This window comes from Pseudoxanthomonas sp. YR558, assembly GCF_900116385.1.
In the GTDB taxonomy this organism is placed as follows: domain Bacteria; phylum Pseudomonadota; class Gammaproteobacteria; order Xanthomonadales; family Xanthomonadaceae; genus Pseudoxanthomonas_A.
On sequence record NZ_FPCI01000002.1, the window covers coordinates 376,216 to 393,029 of the forward strand.

Sequence of the window (16,814 nt, forward strand, 5' to 3'; positions counted from 1 at the left end):
AGCGCCGACGAGGTTCGTTACTCCGGCGAAGAGGCCGCAGGTGGCGAACCCGAGCGCCAGCGGCGCGTGGTGCGCTGGAAGAACTGGCTGTTGGGGATCTGCAGCACGGTGTCGCCGCGCAGCGCGTCTTCTTCCAGCAGCGTGGTGTAGAGCAGATTGATATCGATCACCCGGCCGCGAAGGCCGGGCTTGTCGCCGTTCTCGAGTACTTCGATATGGTCGTGCACGCGGAACGGACGGGTGGTCAGGATCAGCACGCTGCAGAAGATGTTCGACAGCACGCTCCATGCGGCGAAGAAAGCCACGGCAGCAACGGCGGTGAAGCCGGTGAGCGCCGTCCACAACACGCTGCCTGACACGCCAAGCCGGCCCAGCGCGAGCATAAACGCCGACATGTAGACCAGCACGCCCAGCAGCCGGCGTGCGCTGACCGCGACCTGTGCCGGGAGGTGGTAGCTGTCGCAGATGCGGCGCACGATGATGCGCAGCACGCGCAAGAGCAGCCAAGCACCGAGCAGGATCGCCATCGCCTGAGCGATGGGGATGGCGACATTCGCGCCTTCGCGCAGCCAGCCCGCGAGCTGGGGCCAGCTCATCGGTAGGCCTGCCGGAAAGGGTGCGCGCACGAGACGCCGGTGTAGGTCTTCATGCGGAAAGGGTGACCGCGTACGCCTGCAGGGTCAAGGTTCGAAGGGATGCGCCTTGCCGCACGCGTAGACGTGGTTGTAGTCGCTGGACATGCATTGGTAGAAATCGCGCCGGACGCCCGTGGCGGCTTCGCAGTCCTGCACGGTGAGTATGCCCAGCAGTGCCTTCAGCGCGGGTGTGGCGGCATCGTAGGCCGCTTGCGTCATGTAGCCGCCGCGCAGGTTCTTCTCGCCCACTTCCAGCATCGTCTCGACGCCCCAGCGCGCGTTCTCGACGGCCTTGCCGCAGGCGAGCGGAGGCGCCTCTTCCTGCACGCTCGACAGATGTTCCGCGATCGCCGTGACATCGGCCTGAACCGTGGCAGGCAATGGGCGAGGTGGCGCGTCTTCCCCTGCCCGTGCACCGGACGCAACCACCAGCAGCGCCGAGAGTGAGAGAAAGAGCAGGCTGCGAAAGGCTTGGCGAGGCGCCATGGATTTGATGAATGATTGAAACAGGTTGTGGATTGTAGGGCGGAAGGCCGCGGTACGGTGGCCGGCGCGCGGGCGCTTGTGGAGGTTCTCGCTGCTTGCAAGAATGCACGGGCGCCGGAGCAGGCGCAGGTGCTGGCAGGAAGCGGCACCCGTCGTACCGGATCGCCAGACACTTCCACTATGTGAGGACCACATGACCTACAAGCTACTTGCCGCCATCGCGCTCGCATTGTCGAGCGTGGCGCCCGCCGCCCTGGCGGGTGAATGCGAGGACAACTTCAGCAAGTCCGGCAGCATCTTCTCCGGCACCGATTTCTCCAGCCGCGTCACCGTTCCCGATCTGTCCGTCAAGGATGCGATGGGCCAGGTTCGGGGCATCATGATCGGCGAGAAGATGGACGTGATCACCGAAGACGCGGAAACCGGCACGATGCTGGTGGAACAGCGCTCCACCGGCACCACGCGCGCCATCCCCACCTTGATCGCCATCAGCGGCGAGGGCAACGCGGCGACGGTGCAGATGACGGTGAAGACCGAGAAGGGCCAGATCGCAAAAGCGGACGCGATGCGCCCTTACATGTGCCAGCTGCTGGCCAAGATCAAGGGCGGCAAGGAAGGCCGCGCCGCCGCCGCGCAGGGCGCGAAGACCCAGAACAACGCGGACGTAACGGTGAAGGACGTCTATGTGTTCTCGCGTGAGATCGCACGCGAGGCAAAAGGCAACGCGGTCGCCGTGACGGCGCGCCACAAGGGTCGCCACTATGCGTTGCGCGGCCGAGTGGATTACGTGCAGGAAGACGGCGAGGACTACAACGTCTCGTTCGAGATCCCGCAGCCCGGTTCTGGGCTGTTGCAGGTGCCGGGCGACAACGAGCCGCGCGTGGGTGTGGCCTGCCTGTTCAAGCCCAACCAGCTGGCCAACGTGCTGACCTTCCGCAAGGGCGACAAGGTGACGTTCAAGGGCCAGTTCCTGCGTTACGATGACTTCAAGCGCGTGCTCTGGTTGCAGAACTGCACGCAGACGCGTTGACGCGCACACCCTGCGAACGAGAAAGGCGCCCGTAGGGGCGCCTTTCTCGTTGGGCCACTTGGATTAATTGGCCTGGCGGCGGTAGACGCCCACATTGGTGTAGCGGCGACCGTCGCTCAAGTGGCCATGCATGCGGATCACCAATGTGTCGTCGTCGACGAGTTCGCGCTCCGACCATTGCACTTCCTGGCCATCGTGCCACGTCGTCGAGTGGAGCTGCGTGGGCGAGACGGACTCGAAGCTGAGCGCATCCGCGTGCGGTGTGCTGTGATACGGGTACTGCACACCGTCGGCGCGTCCGTCGAACGCGACGCGGTAGCGTTTGCCGTTGGCACTCAGCCATTCCGATGCGATAGATAGTTTCCCGTCCTTTGCGCATGACAGCCTGTAGCGCGCGCTGCGCGGCGGACGCCCGAGTTGGTAGTCGCACTGCTCGGGAAGCAAGTGCCAAGTACCGACGAAGGCGGAAGCGGCGTGGGTCGTCATCAGCGCTCCTTGCGCGAGCAGCAATCGAGGGCATCCCCGGGGCCACCATGCTAGCGAGGACCCCCGGGGCGCCGGCTGCCAACGTCGTCGCAATTTCACGCACGGACGGGGCGTAGAGCGAGATCCCCTGGCGAATGCCTACCGCAAATGTGACGAGGAGTGCGACGTACTGCCCAGCATGGCGCGCACAGGACCTTCAGGCGGTAAGCACTCAACGCGTGCGGGAGGTCAACGCATCGATCAGGCCATCGGTAGTGAGGATGGCGTGGGCATAGGTCGGTGCATTGATCTCATGTGCCGCGTGCATCGCGGCCGTGCTGGCCGCAGCGGTGGCGTCACGGACGAGGGTGACGTGGTAGCCGAGTTCCGAAGCAAACCGACCAGTTGTTTCAATGCAGGTGTTGGCGATCAATCCCACCAGGATGACGTGGGTGATGCGGTGCTGCTTCAAGAGATAGTCCAGATCGGTGTTGGCGAAGCCGCTGCTGCCCCAGTGCTCCTTGACCATCATGTCGCCGGGCTGGGGGACGAAGTCCGGATGCCATTCGGCGCCCCAGCTGTCCTTCGCGAACGGCTGTACGCGCGCCGCGCCTAGCTGGTAGGGCGTGGGATGGTCCCAGCCCTTGAAGTCGTCTGGCTCAAAACGATGGTGTGGGACGAAGAACACGGGCAACCCTGCCTGACGTACGCAGGCCACGACGGCACGCAGGTGTGCATGCAGGTCGACGCTTCGGGCGACCTCCGCGACGAGCGGCCAGAGCTTGCCTCCTTCCGAGAGGAAATCGTTGTACGGATCGATGAAGAGCAGCGCGGTGCGCCCGGCGGGGTATCCCTGCATGGACATGACGGCGTCCTTTTGGCGGCGCGGATCATCACCCGCGCCGGGAGCATCGCGCCGTCTGAGCGTCCCGCCTTGCACGGACGTGCGGTCATCCGCCGCCGTCCGTCGTCAGGGTGGCAGGTCCGCGCCGGCATCTCCCAGGTGGCTGAACAGGAAAGCGCGTGCCTTGCGCCAGTCGCGCCGTACGGTGCGTTCGGTGACTTTCAGAACGCCGGCGATCTCCTGCTCGCTGAGGCCGCCGAAGTAGCGCATTTCCACCACCTGGGCCAGCCGCGGGTCCAGCTTGGCCAGGTCGTTCAGGGCCTCGTCCAGTATCAGCAATTGCTCCAGACGCGAACCCTGCGCGGGCTCGGTGGTCTCGTCCAATGGCAGCAAGTCCATGCCTTCGCCGCGCTTCTCGGCCAGCGCTCGACGTACCTCGTCCAGCAGGACGAAGCGCATCGCCCTGGCGATCAACGCGACCAGATGGGCCCGGTTTTCCACGCTGAAGTCGGCACTGGCTAGCTTCAGCCAAGTCTCGCTGATCAGCGAGGTAGGCGAGCGCATGTGGCCGCGCCGCTGCTGGCGGATCTGGGAGCGGGCGATCTGGTGCAGGTCGCGGTAGAGCAGCGAATAGATGCGGTTCCAAGCCCCTGCCTGGCCGCTTTCCACCGCACCCAGCAACTGGGTGACGGATTGCTCGTCCACTGCGGGGAGTGGCCCCGCGAAGGGGGGGATTTGCGGCAACGCCGTCCCCTTCGGGGGGCCGTCTGGGTCTCGCTGTCCCGTCATGTCCGGACTGCGCCTGTGATCACGATCTCACTCCATATATGACGCGGCGAAAGCCAGTCATGCAAGCCGTAACCGCCACTTCGTGAATGGGGGCCTCCAGCAAGGGACGGGTGGGGGCAGAGGCGGGCAATTGCGGACATCGAGGGGTCAGCGCGGAATGTCGACAAGAGGGTGCCATGCGTAGTCTGAAGAAAGTCTGTGGTGTGAGTTTTCTGGATGTCCTGTCGGTGGGGATGCTGACGCAGGGGATGGTCGTGCGGGGTGATCGTCATGCGGTATGACGCGCCGATGGTCCTGTCGAGGGACGAGCGTGATCCGCATGTGCCGGGCCAGGCACCAGTCGCGAGCGTGGGCACTGCGCCTTCGCTGCCGCAAGGCCTAGGACCGCGCGCGATCAGCCAGTGGTCGATCATGCAACGGCTTAGCGCGCAGGAATGGCAGATGTTGATGAACGCGCTGCCAGGTCGCGTTGGTGCGCGTGCCCGCCACGGCGGCAATACCCGTCGTTTCATCGAAGCTGTGCTCTGGGTGGCGCAGACGGGTGCCTATTGGTCCGATCTGCCGCGTGAGTTCGGATCGTGGCATGGCATCTACGTGCGCTTCATCCGTTGGGCACAGGATGGCAACTGGGGCGAAGTGATCGCGCGTCTGGACCCGCAAGAGCAGCGTTCGCAGGACCTGCAGGCATTGGTGCAGCGCTATCTGCAGCGCAATAACACCAAACACCTCAGTCGGGTGATGCGGGCCTCATAGCGTCCAGCACGGTTGCCCGCTGAAGGCGGGTTCATGAATACGGACGAGAGTGGGCGGCGCCTCTGCCACCACTCTCGTCCGCAAGCTACCTGCCGGCGATATCCCCCGTCCGGCAGTTAGTGGACCGGCCCCGTCCCCATGGCGCCGGTCCATCGCCTGCTCTGCCCGACACAGGGCAGGCCTCGCGCCTCGGCGCATGAGGGGGAGGTGCAATGCCTCCCCCTCGTTTTCTTGGTGACCCTCACGTGATGATGTGCTCGGCTTAACATCGACCGGCCTACGCTGGCGCTCCCGATCCTCCAGGAGCTGCACATGAGCACGCATGTCTTCACCGCACAGGATGCTTCCGGTCGACGCTGCCGGATCCAGCTCATCCGCAACGACGAAGCCGCTCAAGCCTCTCACGCAGCGACGGATACCCGCCCGATCTACGTGCTGGAAGATGGAAGCCACGTGCGTCGGATCGACAACGACACCTTCCAGGTCATCGGCACAGGTGCTTACGTCACCCGCGTGACCGATTGAAGCTGCGGATGATGGAGCGCGTCAGTAGTTGACCGACGCTTCGAGGGGGGCGGAGTGCGTCCAGCCGGCGCGTGCGCCGAGGAAGCCCAGCTCCACCAGCACCGCTGTGCCTACAACCTCCGCCCCTTGTTGTTCGACAAGTTGCACTGCCGCTTTCAACGTGCCACCGGTCGCCAGCACGTCGTCCACGACGATGACGCGCGCCGCGGAGGGAAGCGCATCGACGTGGATTTCCAGCCTGTCGCGGCCGTACTCCAGCCCGTAGTCCAGCGATAGCGTATGCGCCGGCAACTTGCCTGGCTTGCGCACGGGTACGAAACCCACACCCAGTTCGCGGGCAACCGCGGCGCCGAGGATGAAGCCGCGCGCCTCCACGCCGACGACCGCATCGATCGCAACGCCGCGCCAGGGCTCGGCCATCACGCCGATCGCCTCGGCGAACGCGTCGCCGTCGGCCAGCACCGGCGTGATGTCCTTGAACAGGATGCCGGGTTTCGGGAAATCGGGGATGTCGCGGATCAGGTCGGTCCAGGCCATGGTGCGGCGATTCGGGAAGCAGGGGCGGTGATCCTAGCGCAGCAGGCCCGGCATGGGATGCACTCTCCCGTCACGGGCGGCTAATCAGCGTGAACATACGCCGCTATTCTCGCGCTCCACACTTCCCGGGAGTTTTCCATGAGCACCACTCTGACGATGCACCGCGCGTCCGTCCCCGTCCTCCTGCGCGCGCTGAAGAACCTACGACACGTGCTGGAGAAGGGCGAAGCCCACGCGCGCGAGAAGGGCTACGAACCGGCCATCCTGCTGCAATCGCGCCTGGCACCCGACATGCTGCCGCTGGTGCGCCAGGTGCAGATCGCCACGGACACCGCGAAGTTCGCCGTGGCGCGCCTCTCGGCCACGGAGTCGCCGCGCTTCGACGATGTCGAAACCACTTTCGACGAACTGTATGCCCGTCTCGATGCGGTGTCCGATTATCTGCGCACCTTCGATGAAGCCGCTCTACAGGGCAGTGAAGACCGTACGATCACGCTGACCACGCGCACGCGCGGCGAACTCATGTTCGATGGCCGCGGTTACCTGTTCGGCTTCGTGCTGCCCAACGTGTTCTTCCACGTCACCACGGCGTACGCGATCCTGCGCCACAACGGCGTCACGCTCGGCAAGCTGGACTACCTGGGTCCCGACGCCTGAGATTCCCTCGCCGGGGCGGCGTGTCCGCTCCGGCCGCTGCCCGGCGTTGGACAGGAAGAGCCGCGCGATCCCTGCCGCGCGGCGGCTTCCCTGGGGAGCCGGTTTCCCGGCGGCGACGGAGTGCTGCGCGTGTCACGGCATGCGACACGGCCCTCCGATACTGTCGTCCGGGCCTCCACGCCATGCGACACCCGTCGCATGCGCGGACGCCGGGACCACATCAGCGAGGGAAGCAGCGATGGCGACCGCATTACGGATCCTCTGCGTGCACGGCGTGGGCCAGCATCCGCCCGAGGGCGCCTGGCAACAGAGCTGGGAAGACGCGATCCACGATGCCTGCCGGCAGATCGATGCCGAGCGTGCGATCGACATCCATTACTGCCACTACGACGACATCTTCGCCCAGCACAGGGTGAGCCTGGGCGACACGCTGGAAGCCCTGGCGCGTCTTCTGGCCAATGGCATCACGGCACCGTTCCGGCGCGCACGCGGTGACGACTCGCGCCTGCGCCATACCGCCGGCATGGTGGTGAAGTGGGTCGAGAGCGCCGCCTTCCGCAAGCAGACGCGCGACCGGCTGGTCCAGCGCATCGAGGCGGTGAAGCCGCACGTCGTGCTCGGCCACAGCCTCGGCTCGCTGGTCTGCTACGACACCTTCACCCACGAAGACACCCGCGCCACCGCCAACGGCCGCTATTTCGTCTCGCTGGGTTCGCAGATCGGCAATCCGTTCGTGCGCGGCGAGTACCAGGCCGGCCGCCTCAGCGCGATCGAGAAGGCGCGCTTCTGGTACCACCTCTACAACCGCTTCGACTCGGTGTTCACCGCGCGCGTGGCCATCACCGCCGACAACTTCCGCCAGGTGGACACGCACTTCGACATCCCCGGCAACGCCGACCACGCCGCCGAGGAGTATCTGCGCCATCCGCAGGCGGTCAGCACGTTCTGGTTCGACGTGCTCAACGACGAAACCACGCGCATCACTCGCGCGCTGCGCGAGCAGCGGCCGGTGGCAGCGCGCGTGGCCACGCCGCCGAAGCGCGCGCTGCTGATCGGCATCAACGAGTATCCCGATCCCGACCAGCGCCTGGCCGGCTGCGTCAACGATGTGTTCCTGATGAGCGCCATGCTGCAGGAACAGGGATTCGATGCCGGCGACATCCGCGTAGTGCTGGACGAGCGCGCCACCGCCGACGGCATCCGCGAGCGCGTGGACTGGCTGCTCGATGGCGTGCGCCCCGGCGACCAGCGCATCCTCTACTACAGCGGCCACGGCGCGCAGTTGCCCACGTATGGCCTGGGCGATCGGGTCGACCGCATGGACGAGACCCTGGTCCCCTACGATTTCGACTGGACCGAGGACACTGCGCTCACCGACGACTGGCTGTTCGAACGCTACGTGCAGCTGCCCTACGACGTGGACTTCAGCATCATCCTGGATTGCTGCCACTCGGGCGGCATGTCCAAGGGCGGGCCGGCGCGTATGCGCGGGCTCAATCCGCCGGACGACATTCGCCATCGCACGATGAAGTGGAACGCGGCGCGCGAGATGTGGGTGCCGCGCGAGCTGGAAGTCGCCGAACGCAAGCAACTCGCCGTCGACCAGAGCACGATGCCGCTGGGCGACATGAGCGGACGGTTGGGATACGCGCTGCCGGTGCGCACGCTGCGACTGTCGCAAGCGCGCCAGCTGCGCAAGCGGCTGGGCCACAAGGGTCCCTACATGCCGTTGCTGGTGTACGCATGCCAGGAGGGCGAATTCGCCTACGAGTACGAACACGGCGCCATCCAGCATGGCGCGTTCACCTACGCGCTGGTGAAGAACTGGCGGAAGATGCTGCGCGGTGGCGCCGGTGACCGTCGCCGCCTGAAGGTCAGCGACCTGGTGAAGTACACCTCGGAGGAGCTGCGCGAACTGGAATACGACCAGACCGCCGCACTCGCCGGGCCGGAGATCCGCTTGGCGCGCTGGATGTAGCTGGCGTCAGCCCGCCGCGGCGCATTCGCGCGCGCGCGCCAGCAGCAAGGCCTGCTCGCGCGCGTTGCGCGTCATCGCGGCGGCGCGTTCGAATTCGGCGCGCGCCTCGTCGTGCCGCGCCAGCTTGAACAGCAGGTCGCCGCGCACGCTCGGCAGCAGGTGGTAATGCTTCATCGCCGGATCGTCCTGCAGCCGGTCCACCAGCGGCAACGCGCTCGCCGGACCGGTCGCCATCGACACCGCCACCGCGCGGTTCAGTTCGACCACCGGCGATGGGTTCACCTGCGCCAGCGCGGCGTACAGCGTGGCGATGCGCACCCAGTCGGTGGCATCGGCCGTGCGTGCGCGGGCATGGCACGCGGCGATCGCGGCCTGCAGCGCATACGGGCCAAACGCGCCACCCAGCTGCTCCGCGCGCGCCAGCGCATCCAGTCCGCGCCGGATCAGCAGCTGGTCCCAACGGCTGCGGTCCTGGTCGAGCAGCAGCACGGCCTCGCCGTCCTTGCCCACGCGCGCATGCAGGCGCGAGGCCTGGATTTCCATCAGCGCGACAAGACCGTGGACCTCCGGCTCGGCCGGCGTCAGTGCGGCGAGCATGCGGCCCAACCGCAGCGCTTCCTCGCACAACGCGGGTCGTACCCAGTCGTCGCCGCTGGTGGCCGAATAGCCTTCGTTGAATACCAGGTAGACCACGCCCAGCACGCTGGCCAACCGCTCCTGCAATGCGTCGCCGCGCGGCACCTCGAAGGCCACGTCGGCCTCCGCCAGCGTGCGCTTGGCGCGCACGATGCGCTGCGCCACGGTCGGCTCCGCCGCCAGGAACGCGCGCGCGATCTCGTCCGTGGTCAGGCCGCACAGCAGGCGCAGCGTCAACGCCACGCGCGCTTCCATCGACAGCACCGGATGGCACGAAACGAACACCAGCCGCAGCAGGTCGTCGTCGATGTCGTGGTCGAGCGCATCCTCGTCGCGGCTGCGGCGCTCGTCCTGGATGTCTTCCAGCTCGCGCGCGAGTTCCTCGTGCTTGCGGTCCAGCAGCTGCAGGCGGCGCAGGCGGTCGATCGCGCGGCGCTTGGCGGTGGTCATCAGCCACGCCCCCGGATTGTCCGGCACGCCGTCACGGGGCCAGGTCTCCAGCGCGGCGACCAGCGCGTCCTGCGCCAGTTCTTCGGCCAGGTCCAGGTCGCGCAGCATGCGGGCGAGGCCGGCGATCACGCGCGCCGATTCGATGCGCCAGACGGCGTCGATCGCGCGATGGGTGGGGGATGTCGACATGGCGCGCATCAGACCACGGCGCCGCGGCCGGTGAAAGCCGCAACGCAGCGAACAGGGGCGTCACCGTGTCCATCACGTGCGCCCCGCGCCATCACGCATCCTTTTCGCAGTTGATCATCCACGGCACGCCGAACTTGTCGACCAGCATGCCGAAGCGCACCGCCCAGAACGTCTGCGTCAGCGGCATGGTCACCTGGCCGCCGTCGGACAGCGCGCCGAAGATGCGTTCGGCATCCTTGATGCTGTCGACCGACAACGACACCGAGCAGCCCTTCACGCCTTCGTACGGATACGCCGGATGGTTGTCCGAGCCCATCAGCACGGTCTGCCCGAACATCACGTGCGTGTGCATGATCTTCTGCTTGTAGTCGGCCGGGATGTCCTCGCAGCCCTCGGTGCCGTCGAAGCGCATCATCGGCCCCAGCTCGCCGCCGGTGGCTTGCGCATAGAAGGTGAAGGCGGCTTCGCAGTCGCCGTTGAGGATCAGGTAGGGATTGACGTTCATGATGGGCTCCTTGGGTGGTCGGGTGCAGGTCCCGCACGGCCTGCTCGTGTTCTCCGACGAACCGGCAGGGCCGGAATCGACAACGTCGGAGATGAAGATGCATCCGGTCCGCGCGTCCGTCAGCGGACGGCGTCGCCGGGATCGGCCGCCGCCGCGGCGATGGCCTCGCGCTGGCGCCGGGTCAGCTTGGCCAGGGCATGGCGGTAGGACCACGCCACCAGGTCCTTGAGGTAGGCGCCGGGCACCGAGGACACCTCCACCACGGTCACCCAGCGGTGCTTGCCCAGCCAGCGCGCCGGCTTGATGCCGGGCTGGTCGGTCAGCTCCAGGAAGCGCTCCGGCGCCACCTTGAAGCTGAAGCGCCACCGCTCCGGCTCGCTGGTCTTGAAGTAGGCGAAACGCTTCCCGCCCACCTCGTACACCAGGATGTTCGAGGGCTCCCCGTACAGCGTTTCCACGCTGCCCGGCAGGGCACGGCAATGGCGTTTGAGGGAGGCGACATCCATGCAGGGGATGCTAGCGCCGCGAAGGCGCGCGTGGTGTGCAGCTGGGGTGGGTCGAGGGCGGGGGCTGTCCTCGGTCGAACGCGATCGGCTTGGCGCTGTCTTCGTTCACTGCGGCTACAGTGCCGGGTAGAACGTCCATGCGACATCCAGGAGTTTCCGATGAGCAATCCCTCCGCCTTCACCCGCCTCGCCAAGAAAGCCTCCACGTTCACCGGCCGCCCCGCGTGTTTCGCGCTCGCGCTGGGGACGATCGTGGTGTGGGCGGTCACCGGGCCACTGTTCGGTTTCAGCGATACCTGGCAGCTGGTCATCAATACCGGCACGACGATCATCACCTTCCTGATGGTGTTCCTGATCCAGAACACGCAGAACCGCGATACCGAGGCGATGCAGATCAAGCTGGATGAACTGATCCGCGTCTCGCGCAGCGCCAACAACGCACTGCTGGACCTGGAGGAACTGGAAGAGAAGGAACTCGACGACCTGCGCGCGCATTACGAAGACATGGCGCGGCAGGCGCGCGAGGTGCAGCAGGGGAAGGCGAAGCGGGGATAGCGGGGATAGCACCGCAATCGGAGACCTATTGGCGGCCCCGAACCTTCAGGCGCGTGCAACTACAATTCACGATGGGTCAGTCAAGAGCTTTGACTGCGAAGATTCCGGAAAATAATGAGTTGGGATATCGGAATTGCACCGGTAGCCGACTCGATTGAGGAGGGGTGAGGCAAATGTTTCTTGGTCGTCTATGTTCTATGTTAATGGTTCTGACTGTGCTGGCCGGTTGCAGAGTGGGTCCGCAGAATGAAACTGGATCCCGCGCGGGCTTGCCTGCGTGGGCGCAATGTCAGGCGAGCAATTCGGAACATGATCCTTGCCAGGCTTCGATGTATTCGCTGGTCACATCGCCGAGTTCGTACGACGGGATGTATGTCGAGTTCATCGGATACTTTGATTCCAGAGGGTCGCGGCTACTGTTCGTGAGTCGTGACGCTGCCGCCAGTTCTGACTACTTGTCATCGCTACTCATGGAGTCGACATTCGATGATCCAGCTGGCTACTACCAAGTAGACGCCAAGTTTGCTCACGACGTGCAGGACAGTGGCCTTGCGTCTGGCGTGCAGCGGCAGGTCGGACGCTTGACAAGTATTCGGCTGACCCGTGTTGGCACATCCATAGACACACTTTCAGAGAAGTGCGGTGATGACTCGTGTGAGGCCTACTTCATAAATGGAGTCGCACCCGCAGTGCGTGAAAAGGCTCTCGCCCCGCCGCCCCAATAGCCCGGTGGAATGAGGACAACGCGCTGCTGGACCTGGAGGAGCTGGAAGCGAAGGAACTCGACGACCTGCGCGCGCATTACGAAGACATGGCGCGACAGGCGCGTGAGGTGCAGCAGGGGAAGGCGAAGCGGGGATAGCGGGGCACGCCATCCCTACACCCACCGCCTCTCCATCCGGTAGTTCGTAGGCTGGGATGGAGCAACGCGGAATCCCAGCGTCGCGATGTGTGGTGGTTCATGGCGCGTCATCGTCCATGGACGCGGGGATTGCGCTCCGCTTCATCCCAGCCTACGGAGGCCCAGCGGCGCCATCCCTACACCCACCGCTTCTCCATCCGGTAGTTGTGGATGTCCACGCCGTCCATCACGAGGTCGTTGCGGCCGAGCAGGGTGAAGCCGCGGCGTTCGAACAGGGGACGGGCGAGTTCGCTGGCTTCGACGAAGATCCGACGCAGGCCGCGGCGCCGGGCATGCGCCTCGATGGCGGCATACAGCTGCGAGCCCACGTGCAGGCCTTCGGCTTCCGGCGCGGTGTAGAGCATGTCGAGGTGGCCGTCGGCCTCCAGGTCGGCGAACCCGAGCACCGGGCCCGCATCATCCTGCGCCACCACCACGTAGCGTCCGTCGCCGCAGCGCGCCGCGGTTTCAGCGACATCGGCGGTGGCTGCCCACACTGCGACCTGCTCGGGCGTGTACGCGCGCGGCCCGTAGTGGCGTACCGAGCGCGCGTACAGCGCGGTCAGCGCGGCGGCATCGGTGGGGCAGTAGGGGCGGAGGGTGGGCATGACCCGTTCTTCTCACACTAAGGGTGTCGCGAGGACCAAAAAGGTCCGTTCTTCTCTCACTAAGAATGTCGCGAGGCCGAAGAAGGTCCTCTCTTCTCTCACTAAGAGTGTCGCGAGGACCGAAAAGGTCCGTTCTTCTCACACTAAGGGTATCGCGAGGCCGAAAAAGGTCCTCTCTTCTCTCACTAACGGTGTCGCGAGGACCAAAAAGGTCCGTTCTGCTCTCACTAAGGATGTCGCGTCAGGCAAAAAGCCTCTCGGACATGCCGGTCACTGCACCGGGCCGCGCAGCAGATCGCCCAGTGCCTCGTCCAGCGTGGGGAAGCGGAAGGTGAAGCCCTCCGCCAGCGCGTGCGCGGGCAACACGCGTTGGCCGGTCAGCAGCAGCTGGGCCATGTCGCCGAAGCCCAGGCGCAGGGCGAAGGCGGGGGTCGGGAGGATCGCCGGCCGGTTCAGCGCCGCGCCCAGCGAGCGGGCGAAATCGCGGTTGGTCACCGGCGTGGGTGCGGTGCCGTTGTAGGCGCCGCCGGCCTGGTCGCGTTCCAGCAACCACTGCAGCATCCCCACCAGATCGTCGCGGTGGATCCAGCTCATCCATTGCCGCCCATCGCCCATCGGTCCGCCGGCACCCAGCCGGAACGGCGGCAGCATCTTCGCCAGCGCGCCGCCGTCGGCACCCAGCACGATGCCCGTGCGCACGCGGCAGGTGCGCACGTCCAGGCCTTCGGCCTGCATCGCCTCGGTTTCCCAGTCGCGGCACAGCTGGGCGGCGAAGTCGTCGCCGGGCGCGGCGGATTCGTCCAGCGCTTCGTCGCCGCGCGGGCCGTAGTAGCCGATGGCCGAACCGGAGACCAGCACGCGCGGGCGCACCGATTGCCGCGCCATCCAGGCCACCAGTGCCTGCGTGGTGCCCAGGCGGGATGCGCGGAACGTGGCCTTGCGTGCGGCATTCCAGCGCCCGGCCATCAGCGGCTCGCCGGCCAGGTTGACCACGGCCTCCACGTCGCGCGCGTCCTCCAGCGCGGCCAGGACGCGCACCGCGGCGGGCAGCTGCGCGCGGGCGCGCACGGGGTCGCGCGTCAGTACGCTGAGGGTGTGGCCGGCCTGCAGCAGCGCGGCGCAGAGCGCCTGGCCGATGAAGCCGGTACCGCCGGTGATCAGGACATGCATGCGCGGGCTCGCCAAGGACCGAGGAAGCTTACGCACCGGCGCGTGTTGCGGATGTGGAACGGACCGTGGGCGGCGATCGACGGCCGGCCGGCGGGGGCGCGCCTACACTATGCCCATGGCTTCCCTTCCCCTGGTCCTGCTGCCCGGCCTGCTGTGCGACGCGCGCCTGTGGCGCGATCCCGCGGCCGCGCTGGCCGACCTCGCCCCGGTCCACCCCGCCGACCTGACCCTCGACGACAGCGTCGCCGGCATGGCCGCGCGCGTGCTGGCGACGGCGCCGCCGGTGTTTGCGCTGGCCGGCCTGTCGATGGGCGGCTATGTGGCCTTCGAGATCCTGCGCCAGGCGCCGCAGCGCGTGGCGCGGCTGGCGCTGCTGGATACCAGCGCACGCACCGATCCGCCGAAGCGGCTCGCCGTGCGCAAGGCCGGCCTGGCGCTGGCCGAATCCGGGCGCTTCGCCGGCGTCACCCGCAAGCTGCTGCCGCAGTTGGTGCACGAAAGCCGGGTGGAGAGCGAGGTGGGCGAGGAGGTGATGGCGATGGCGCAGCGGGTCGGCCGCGATGCCTTCCTGCGCCAGCAGCGCGCCATCATCGACCGCCCCGATTCGCTGCCGCTGCTGCCCACCATCGCCGTGCCCACGCTGGTCGGCGTGGGCGAGGACGACCGCATGACCCTGCCGGAAGAGGCCCGCCTGCTGCACCAGGGCATCGCCGGCGCGCGCCTGCATGTGTTCGCGCGCTGCGGCCACCTGCCGCCGATGGAAGTGCCGCAGGAAACCACCGCGATGCTGCGCGACTGGCTGCAGGCGCCATGACGCGGCCGGCGCGCACGCGCATCCACGCCGTCGCCACGCGCGGCCGCGACAATGGCGCATCCTTTTCTTTTTCGTTGAACGCACGGGAGTACACATGGAACTGGCGATGATCGGGCTCGGGCGCATGGGCGCCAACATGGCCGAACGGCTGGTGCGCGGCGGGCATACGGTGCGCGGCTACGATCCGGGCGAGGCGGCGCGCCAGCAGGCCGAGGCGCGCGGGATCGTGCCGCACGCGAACCTGCAGAACGCCGTGTCCGCCTTGCCCGCGCCGCGCGTGGTGTGGCTGATGGTGCCGGCCGGGCAGGTGGTGGACGACACGATCGCGCAGCTGCGTCCGCTGCTGGCGGCCGGCGACACCGTGATCGACGGCGGCAATTCCAACTACAAGGACACCCAGCGTCGCGGCGCGCAGCTGGCCGAGGCCGGCATCCACTACATCGACTGCGGCACCAGCGGCGGTGTGTGGGGCCTGGCCGAGGGCTACAGCCTGATGATCGGCGGCGACGCCGACGCGGTCGCGCGCCTGCAGCCGGTGTTCGCCACCCTCGCGCCGACGCCGGACACCGGCTGGGGCCGCGTGGGTCCGGGCGGTGCGGGCCACTTCGCCAAGATGATCCACAACGGCATCGAGTACGGAATGATGCAGGCCTACGCCGAGGGCTTCGCCATCCTCAAGCACAAGGAGGCGATGGACTTCGACCTCGGTGCGCTGGCCGAGATCTGGCGCCACGGCAGCGTGGTGCGGTCGTGGTTGCTCGACCTCACCGCCGATGCGCTGAAGAAGAATCCGCAGATGGCCGGCATCGCGCCGTACGTCGCCGATTCGGGCGAAGGCCGCTGGACGGTGGCCGAGGCCATCGACCTCAACGTGTCCGCGCCGGTCATCACGATGTCGCTGCTGGAACGCCTGCGCTCGCGTGACGACGATTCCTACGCCGACAAGTTGCTGGCCGCGATGCGCAACGAATTCGGCGGGCATGCGGTGAAGCAAAGCTAGTCGCGCGGGTCAGGACCGGTTAACGCAGCGGGCGCGCGGCTCACCCGGTCTTATCGCGCGCATCGCTAGGCTGGCGCCCTCGACTGGAGGACCTCGATGAAGATCCTGATGGTGCTGACCTCGCACGACCGCCTCGGCGACACCGGCCACAAGACCGGCTTCTGGCTGGAGGAGTTCGCTGCGCCGTACTACGTCTTCAAGGACGCCGGCGCGCAGCTGTGGCTGGCCTCGCCGAAGGGCGGCCAGCCGCCGCTGGACCCGAAGAGCGATGCGCCCGATGCGCAGACCGCGGCCACCGTGCGCTTCAACGAGGATGCCGAGGCGCTGTCGGCGCTGGCCACCACGCATCGTTTGAAGGACGTGCTGGACGAAAGCTTCGATGCGGTGTTCTTCCCCGGCGGCCATGGGCCGCTGTGGGACCTGGCCGAGGATGCGGATGCCATCCGCCTGATCGAACAGACGTTCTCCGCCGGCAAGCCGGTCGCGGCGGTGTGCCACGGGCCGGCCGTGTTCCGTCACACGCGTGGCGCGCTCGGCGAGCCGCTGGTGAAGGACAAGCGTGTCACCGGTTTCTCCAACGAGGAGGAAGCCGCGGTCGGCTTGACCGAGGTGGTGCCGTTCTCGCTGGAGGACGTGCTGAAGAAGAACGGCGCCCGCTACGAGCGCGGCCCGCTGTGGCAGTCGTACGTGGTCACCGACGGCATGCTGGTGACGGGTCAGAACCCGGCCTCGTCCGAGGCGGCGGCGGAAGACGTCCTGCGCCTGCTTCGCTGACGCGTTC

20 protein-coding genes are annotated in these 16,814 nt (G+C 66.9%); 9 read left to right on the top strand and 11 right to left on the bottom strand.

The annotated features are described in order from the left end of the window. Nucleotides 1–17 precede the first annotated feature (17 nt). Nucleotides 18–596 carry a mechanosensitive ion channel family protein gene (locus BM365_RS13285; RefSeq protein WP_093490020.1) on the bottom strand — a complete coding sequence of 193 codons (579 nt, stop codon included), beginning with the start codon at nucleotides 594–596 and terminating at the stop codon, nucleotides 18–20. Nucleotides 597–680: 84 nt separating this feature from the next. Then, entirely contained in the window at nucleotides 681–1,121 is a 441-nt protein-coding gene (locus tag BM365_RS13290) for a DUF4124 domain-containing protein (RefSeq protein WP_139227434.1), read from the bottom strand. A gap of 193 nt (nucleotides 1,122–1,314) precedes the next feature. Here BM365_RS13290 and BM365_RS13295 point away from each other — a divergent pair, with 193 nt between their 5' ends. Beyond that, nucleotides 1,315–2,151, top strand: coding sequence for a hypothetical protein (locus BM365_RS13295; RefSeq protein ID WP_093490022.1), 837 nt, complete (start codon nucleotides 1,315–1,317; stop codon nucleotides 2,149–2,151). 63 nt (nucleotides 2,152–2,214) lie between these two features. On the opposite strand, the gene BM365_RS13300 is transcribed toward BM365_RS13295, so the two are convergent. From BM365_RS13300 to BM365_RS13310, 3 genes are all read right to left on the bottom strand, one after another. Beyond that, nucleotides 2,215–2,637, bottom strand: a complete 423-nt coding sequence (locus tag BM365_RS13300; RefSeq protein ID WP_093490023.1) for a hypothetical protein — start codon at nucleotides 2,635–2,637, stop codon at nucleotides 2,215–2,217. A gap of 211 nt (nucleotides 2,638–2,848) precedes the next feature. Further along, on the bottom strand, nucleotides 2,849–3,481 hold the full coding sequence (locus BM365_RS13305; protein WP_093490024.1) for a cysteine hydrolase family protein: 633 nt from the start codon (nucleotides 3,479–3,481) through the stop codon (nucleotides 2,849–2,851). A gap of 105 nt (nucleotides 3,482–3,586) precedes the next feature. Continuing rightward, nucleotides 3,587–4,165, bottom strand: coding sequence for an ECF-type sigma factor (locus tag BM365_RS13310; RefSeq protein ID WP_158253479.1), 579 nt, complete (start codon nucleotides 4,163–4,165; stop codon nucleotides 3,587–3,589). Between the two features lie 372 nt (nucleotides 4,166–4,537). Between BM365_RS13310 and BM365_RS13315 the strand changes: the two genes are divergently transcribed. After that, nucleotides 4,538–5,002: a transposase gene (locus BM365_RS13315; RefSeq protein ID WP_158253480.1), complete on the top strand. Its 465-nt coding sequence runs from the start codon at nucleotides 4,538–4,540 to the stop codon at nucleotides 5,000–5,002. A gap of 312 nt (nucleotides 5,003–5,314) precedes the next feature. Beyond that, a complete protein-coding gene (locus BM365_RS13320) occupies nucleotides 5,315–5,527 on the top strand; it encodes a hypothetical protein (protein ID WP_093490027.1) in 213 nt (70 codons plus the stop codon). Nucleotides 5,528–5,548: 21 nt separating this feature from the next. Here the strand turns inward: BM365_RS13320 and BM365_RS13325 are convergent, their stop codons facing one another. After that, entirely contained in the window at nucleotides 5,549–6,064 is a 516-nt protein-coding gene (locus tag BM365_RS13325; RefSeq protein ID WP_093490028.1) for an adenine phosphoribosyltransferase, read from the bottom strand. 138 nt (nucleotides 6,065–6,202) lie between these two features. Here BM365_RS13325 and BM365_RS13330 point away from each other — a divergent pair, with 138 nt between their 5' ends. Both BM365_RS13330 and BM365_RS13335 read left to right on the top strand, forming a co-directional pair. After that, the gene (locus tag BM365_RS13330) at nucleotides 6,203–6,721 is read left to right on the top strand and encodes a DUF1993 domain-containing protein (RefSeq protein WP_199186235.1); all 519 of its coding nucleotides are present in this window, start codon (nucleotides 6,203–6,205) and stop codon (nucleotides 6,719–6,721) included. A gap of 238 nt (nucleotides 6,722–6,959) precedes the next feature. Further along, nucleotides 6,960–8,699, top strand: coding sequence for a caspase family protein (locus BM365_RS13335; protein WP_158253481.1), 1,740 nt, complete (start codon nucleotides 6,960–6,962; stop codon nucleotides 8,697–8,699). Between the two features lie 6 nt (nucleotides 8,700–8,705). Here the strand turns inward: BM365_RS13335 and BM365_RS13340 are convergent, their stop codons facing one another. From BM365_RS13340 to BM365_RS13350, 3 genes are all read right to left on the bottom strand, one after another. Further along, on the bottom strand, nucleotides 8,706–9,974 hold the full coding sequence (locus BM365_RS13340) for an RNA polymerase sigma factor (protein WP_093490790.1): 1,269 nt from the start codon (nucleotides 9,972–9,974) through the stop codon (nucleotides 8,706–8,708). 91 nt (nucleotides 9,975–10,065) lie between these two features. Continuing rightward, nucleotides 10,066–10,479 carry a VOC family protein gene (locus tag BM365_RS13345; RefSeq protein ID WP_093490030.1) on the bottom strand — a complete coding sequence of 138 codons (414 nt, stop codon included), beginning with the start codon at nucleotides 10,477–10,479 and terminating at the stop codon, nucleotides 10,066–10,068. A 119-nt stretch (nucleotides 10,480–10,598) separates the two neighbouring features. Beyond that, nucleotides 10,599–10,985 (bottom strand): MmcQ/YjbR family DNA-binding protein, encoded by a 387-nt coding sequence (locus BM365_RS13350; protein ID WP_093490031.1) that lies wholly within the window; start codon nucleotides 10,983–10,985, stop codon nucleotides 10,599–10,601. 159 nt (nucleotides 10,986–11,144) lie between these two features. Here BM365_RS13350 and BM365_RS13355 point away from each other — a divergent pair, with 159 nt between their 5' ends. Further along, on the top strand, nucleotides 11,145–11,540 hold the full coding sequence (locus BM365_RS13355; RefSeq protein ID WP_104367913.1) for a low affinity iron permease family protein: 396 nt from the start codon (nucleotides 11,145–11,147) through the stop codon (nucleotides 11,538–11,540). 1,038 nt (nucleotides 11,541–12,578) lie between these two features. Here the strand turns inward: BM365_RS13355 and BM365_RS13360 are convergent. Both BM365_RS13360 and BM365_RS13365 read right to left on the bottom strand, forming a co-directional pair. Continuing rightward, entirely contained in the window at nucleotides 12,579–13,049 is a 471-nt protein-coding gene (locus tag BM365_RS13360) for a GNAT family N-acetyltransferase (RefSeq protein WP_093490032.1), read from the bottom strand. A gap of 270 nt (nucleotides 13,050–13,319) precedes the next feature. After that, nucleotides 13,320–14,219, bottom strand: a complete 900-nt coding sequence (locus tag BM365_RS13365) for a TIGR01777 family oxidoreductase (RefSeq protein ID WP_093490033.1) — start codon at nucleotides 14,217–14,219, stop codon at nucleotides 13,320–13,322. 115 nt (nucleotides 14,220–14,334) lie between these two features. Between BM365_RS13365 and BM365_RS13370 the strand changes: the two genes are divergently transcribed. From BM365_RS13370 to BM365_RS13380, 3 genes are all read left to right on the top strand, one after another. After that, the gene (locus tag BM365_RS13370) at nucleotides 14,335–15,033 is read left to right on the top strand and encodes an alpha/beta fold hydrolase (RefSeq protein WP_233210814.1); all 699 of its coding nucleotides are present in this window, start codon (nucleotides 14,335–14,337) and stop codon (nucleotides 15,031–15,033) included. 94 nt (nucleotides 15,034–15,127) lie between these two features. Next, nucleotides 15,128–16,033 (top strand): phosphogluconate dehydrogenase (NAD(+)-dependent, decarboxylating), encoded by a 906-nt coding sequence (gene gnd / locus BM365_RS13375; protein ID WP_093490035.1) that lies wholly within the window; start codon nucleotides 15,128–15,130, stop codon nucleotides 16,031–16,033. A 96-nt stretch (nucleotides 16,034–16,129) separates the two neighbouring features. Further along, nucleotides 16,130–16,807 (top strand): type 1 glutamine amidotransferase domain-containing protein, encoded by a 678-nt coding sequence (locus BM365_RS13380; RefSeq protein ID WP_093490036.1) that lies wholly within the window; start codon nucleotides 16,130–16,132, stop codon nucleotides 16,805–16,807. Nucleotides 16,808–16,814 lie beyond the last annotated feature (7 nt).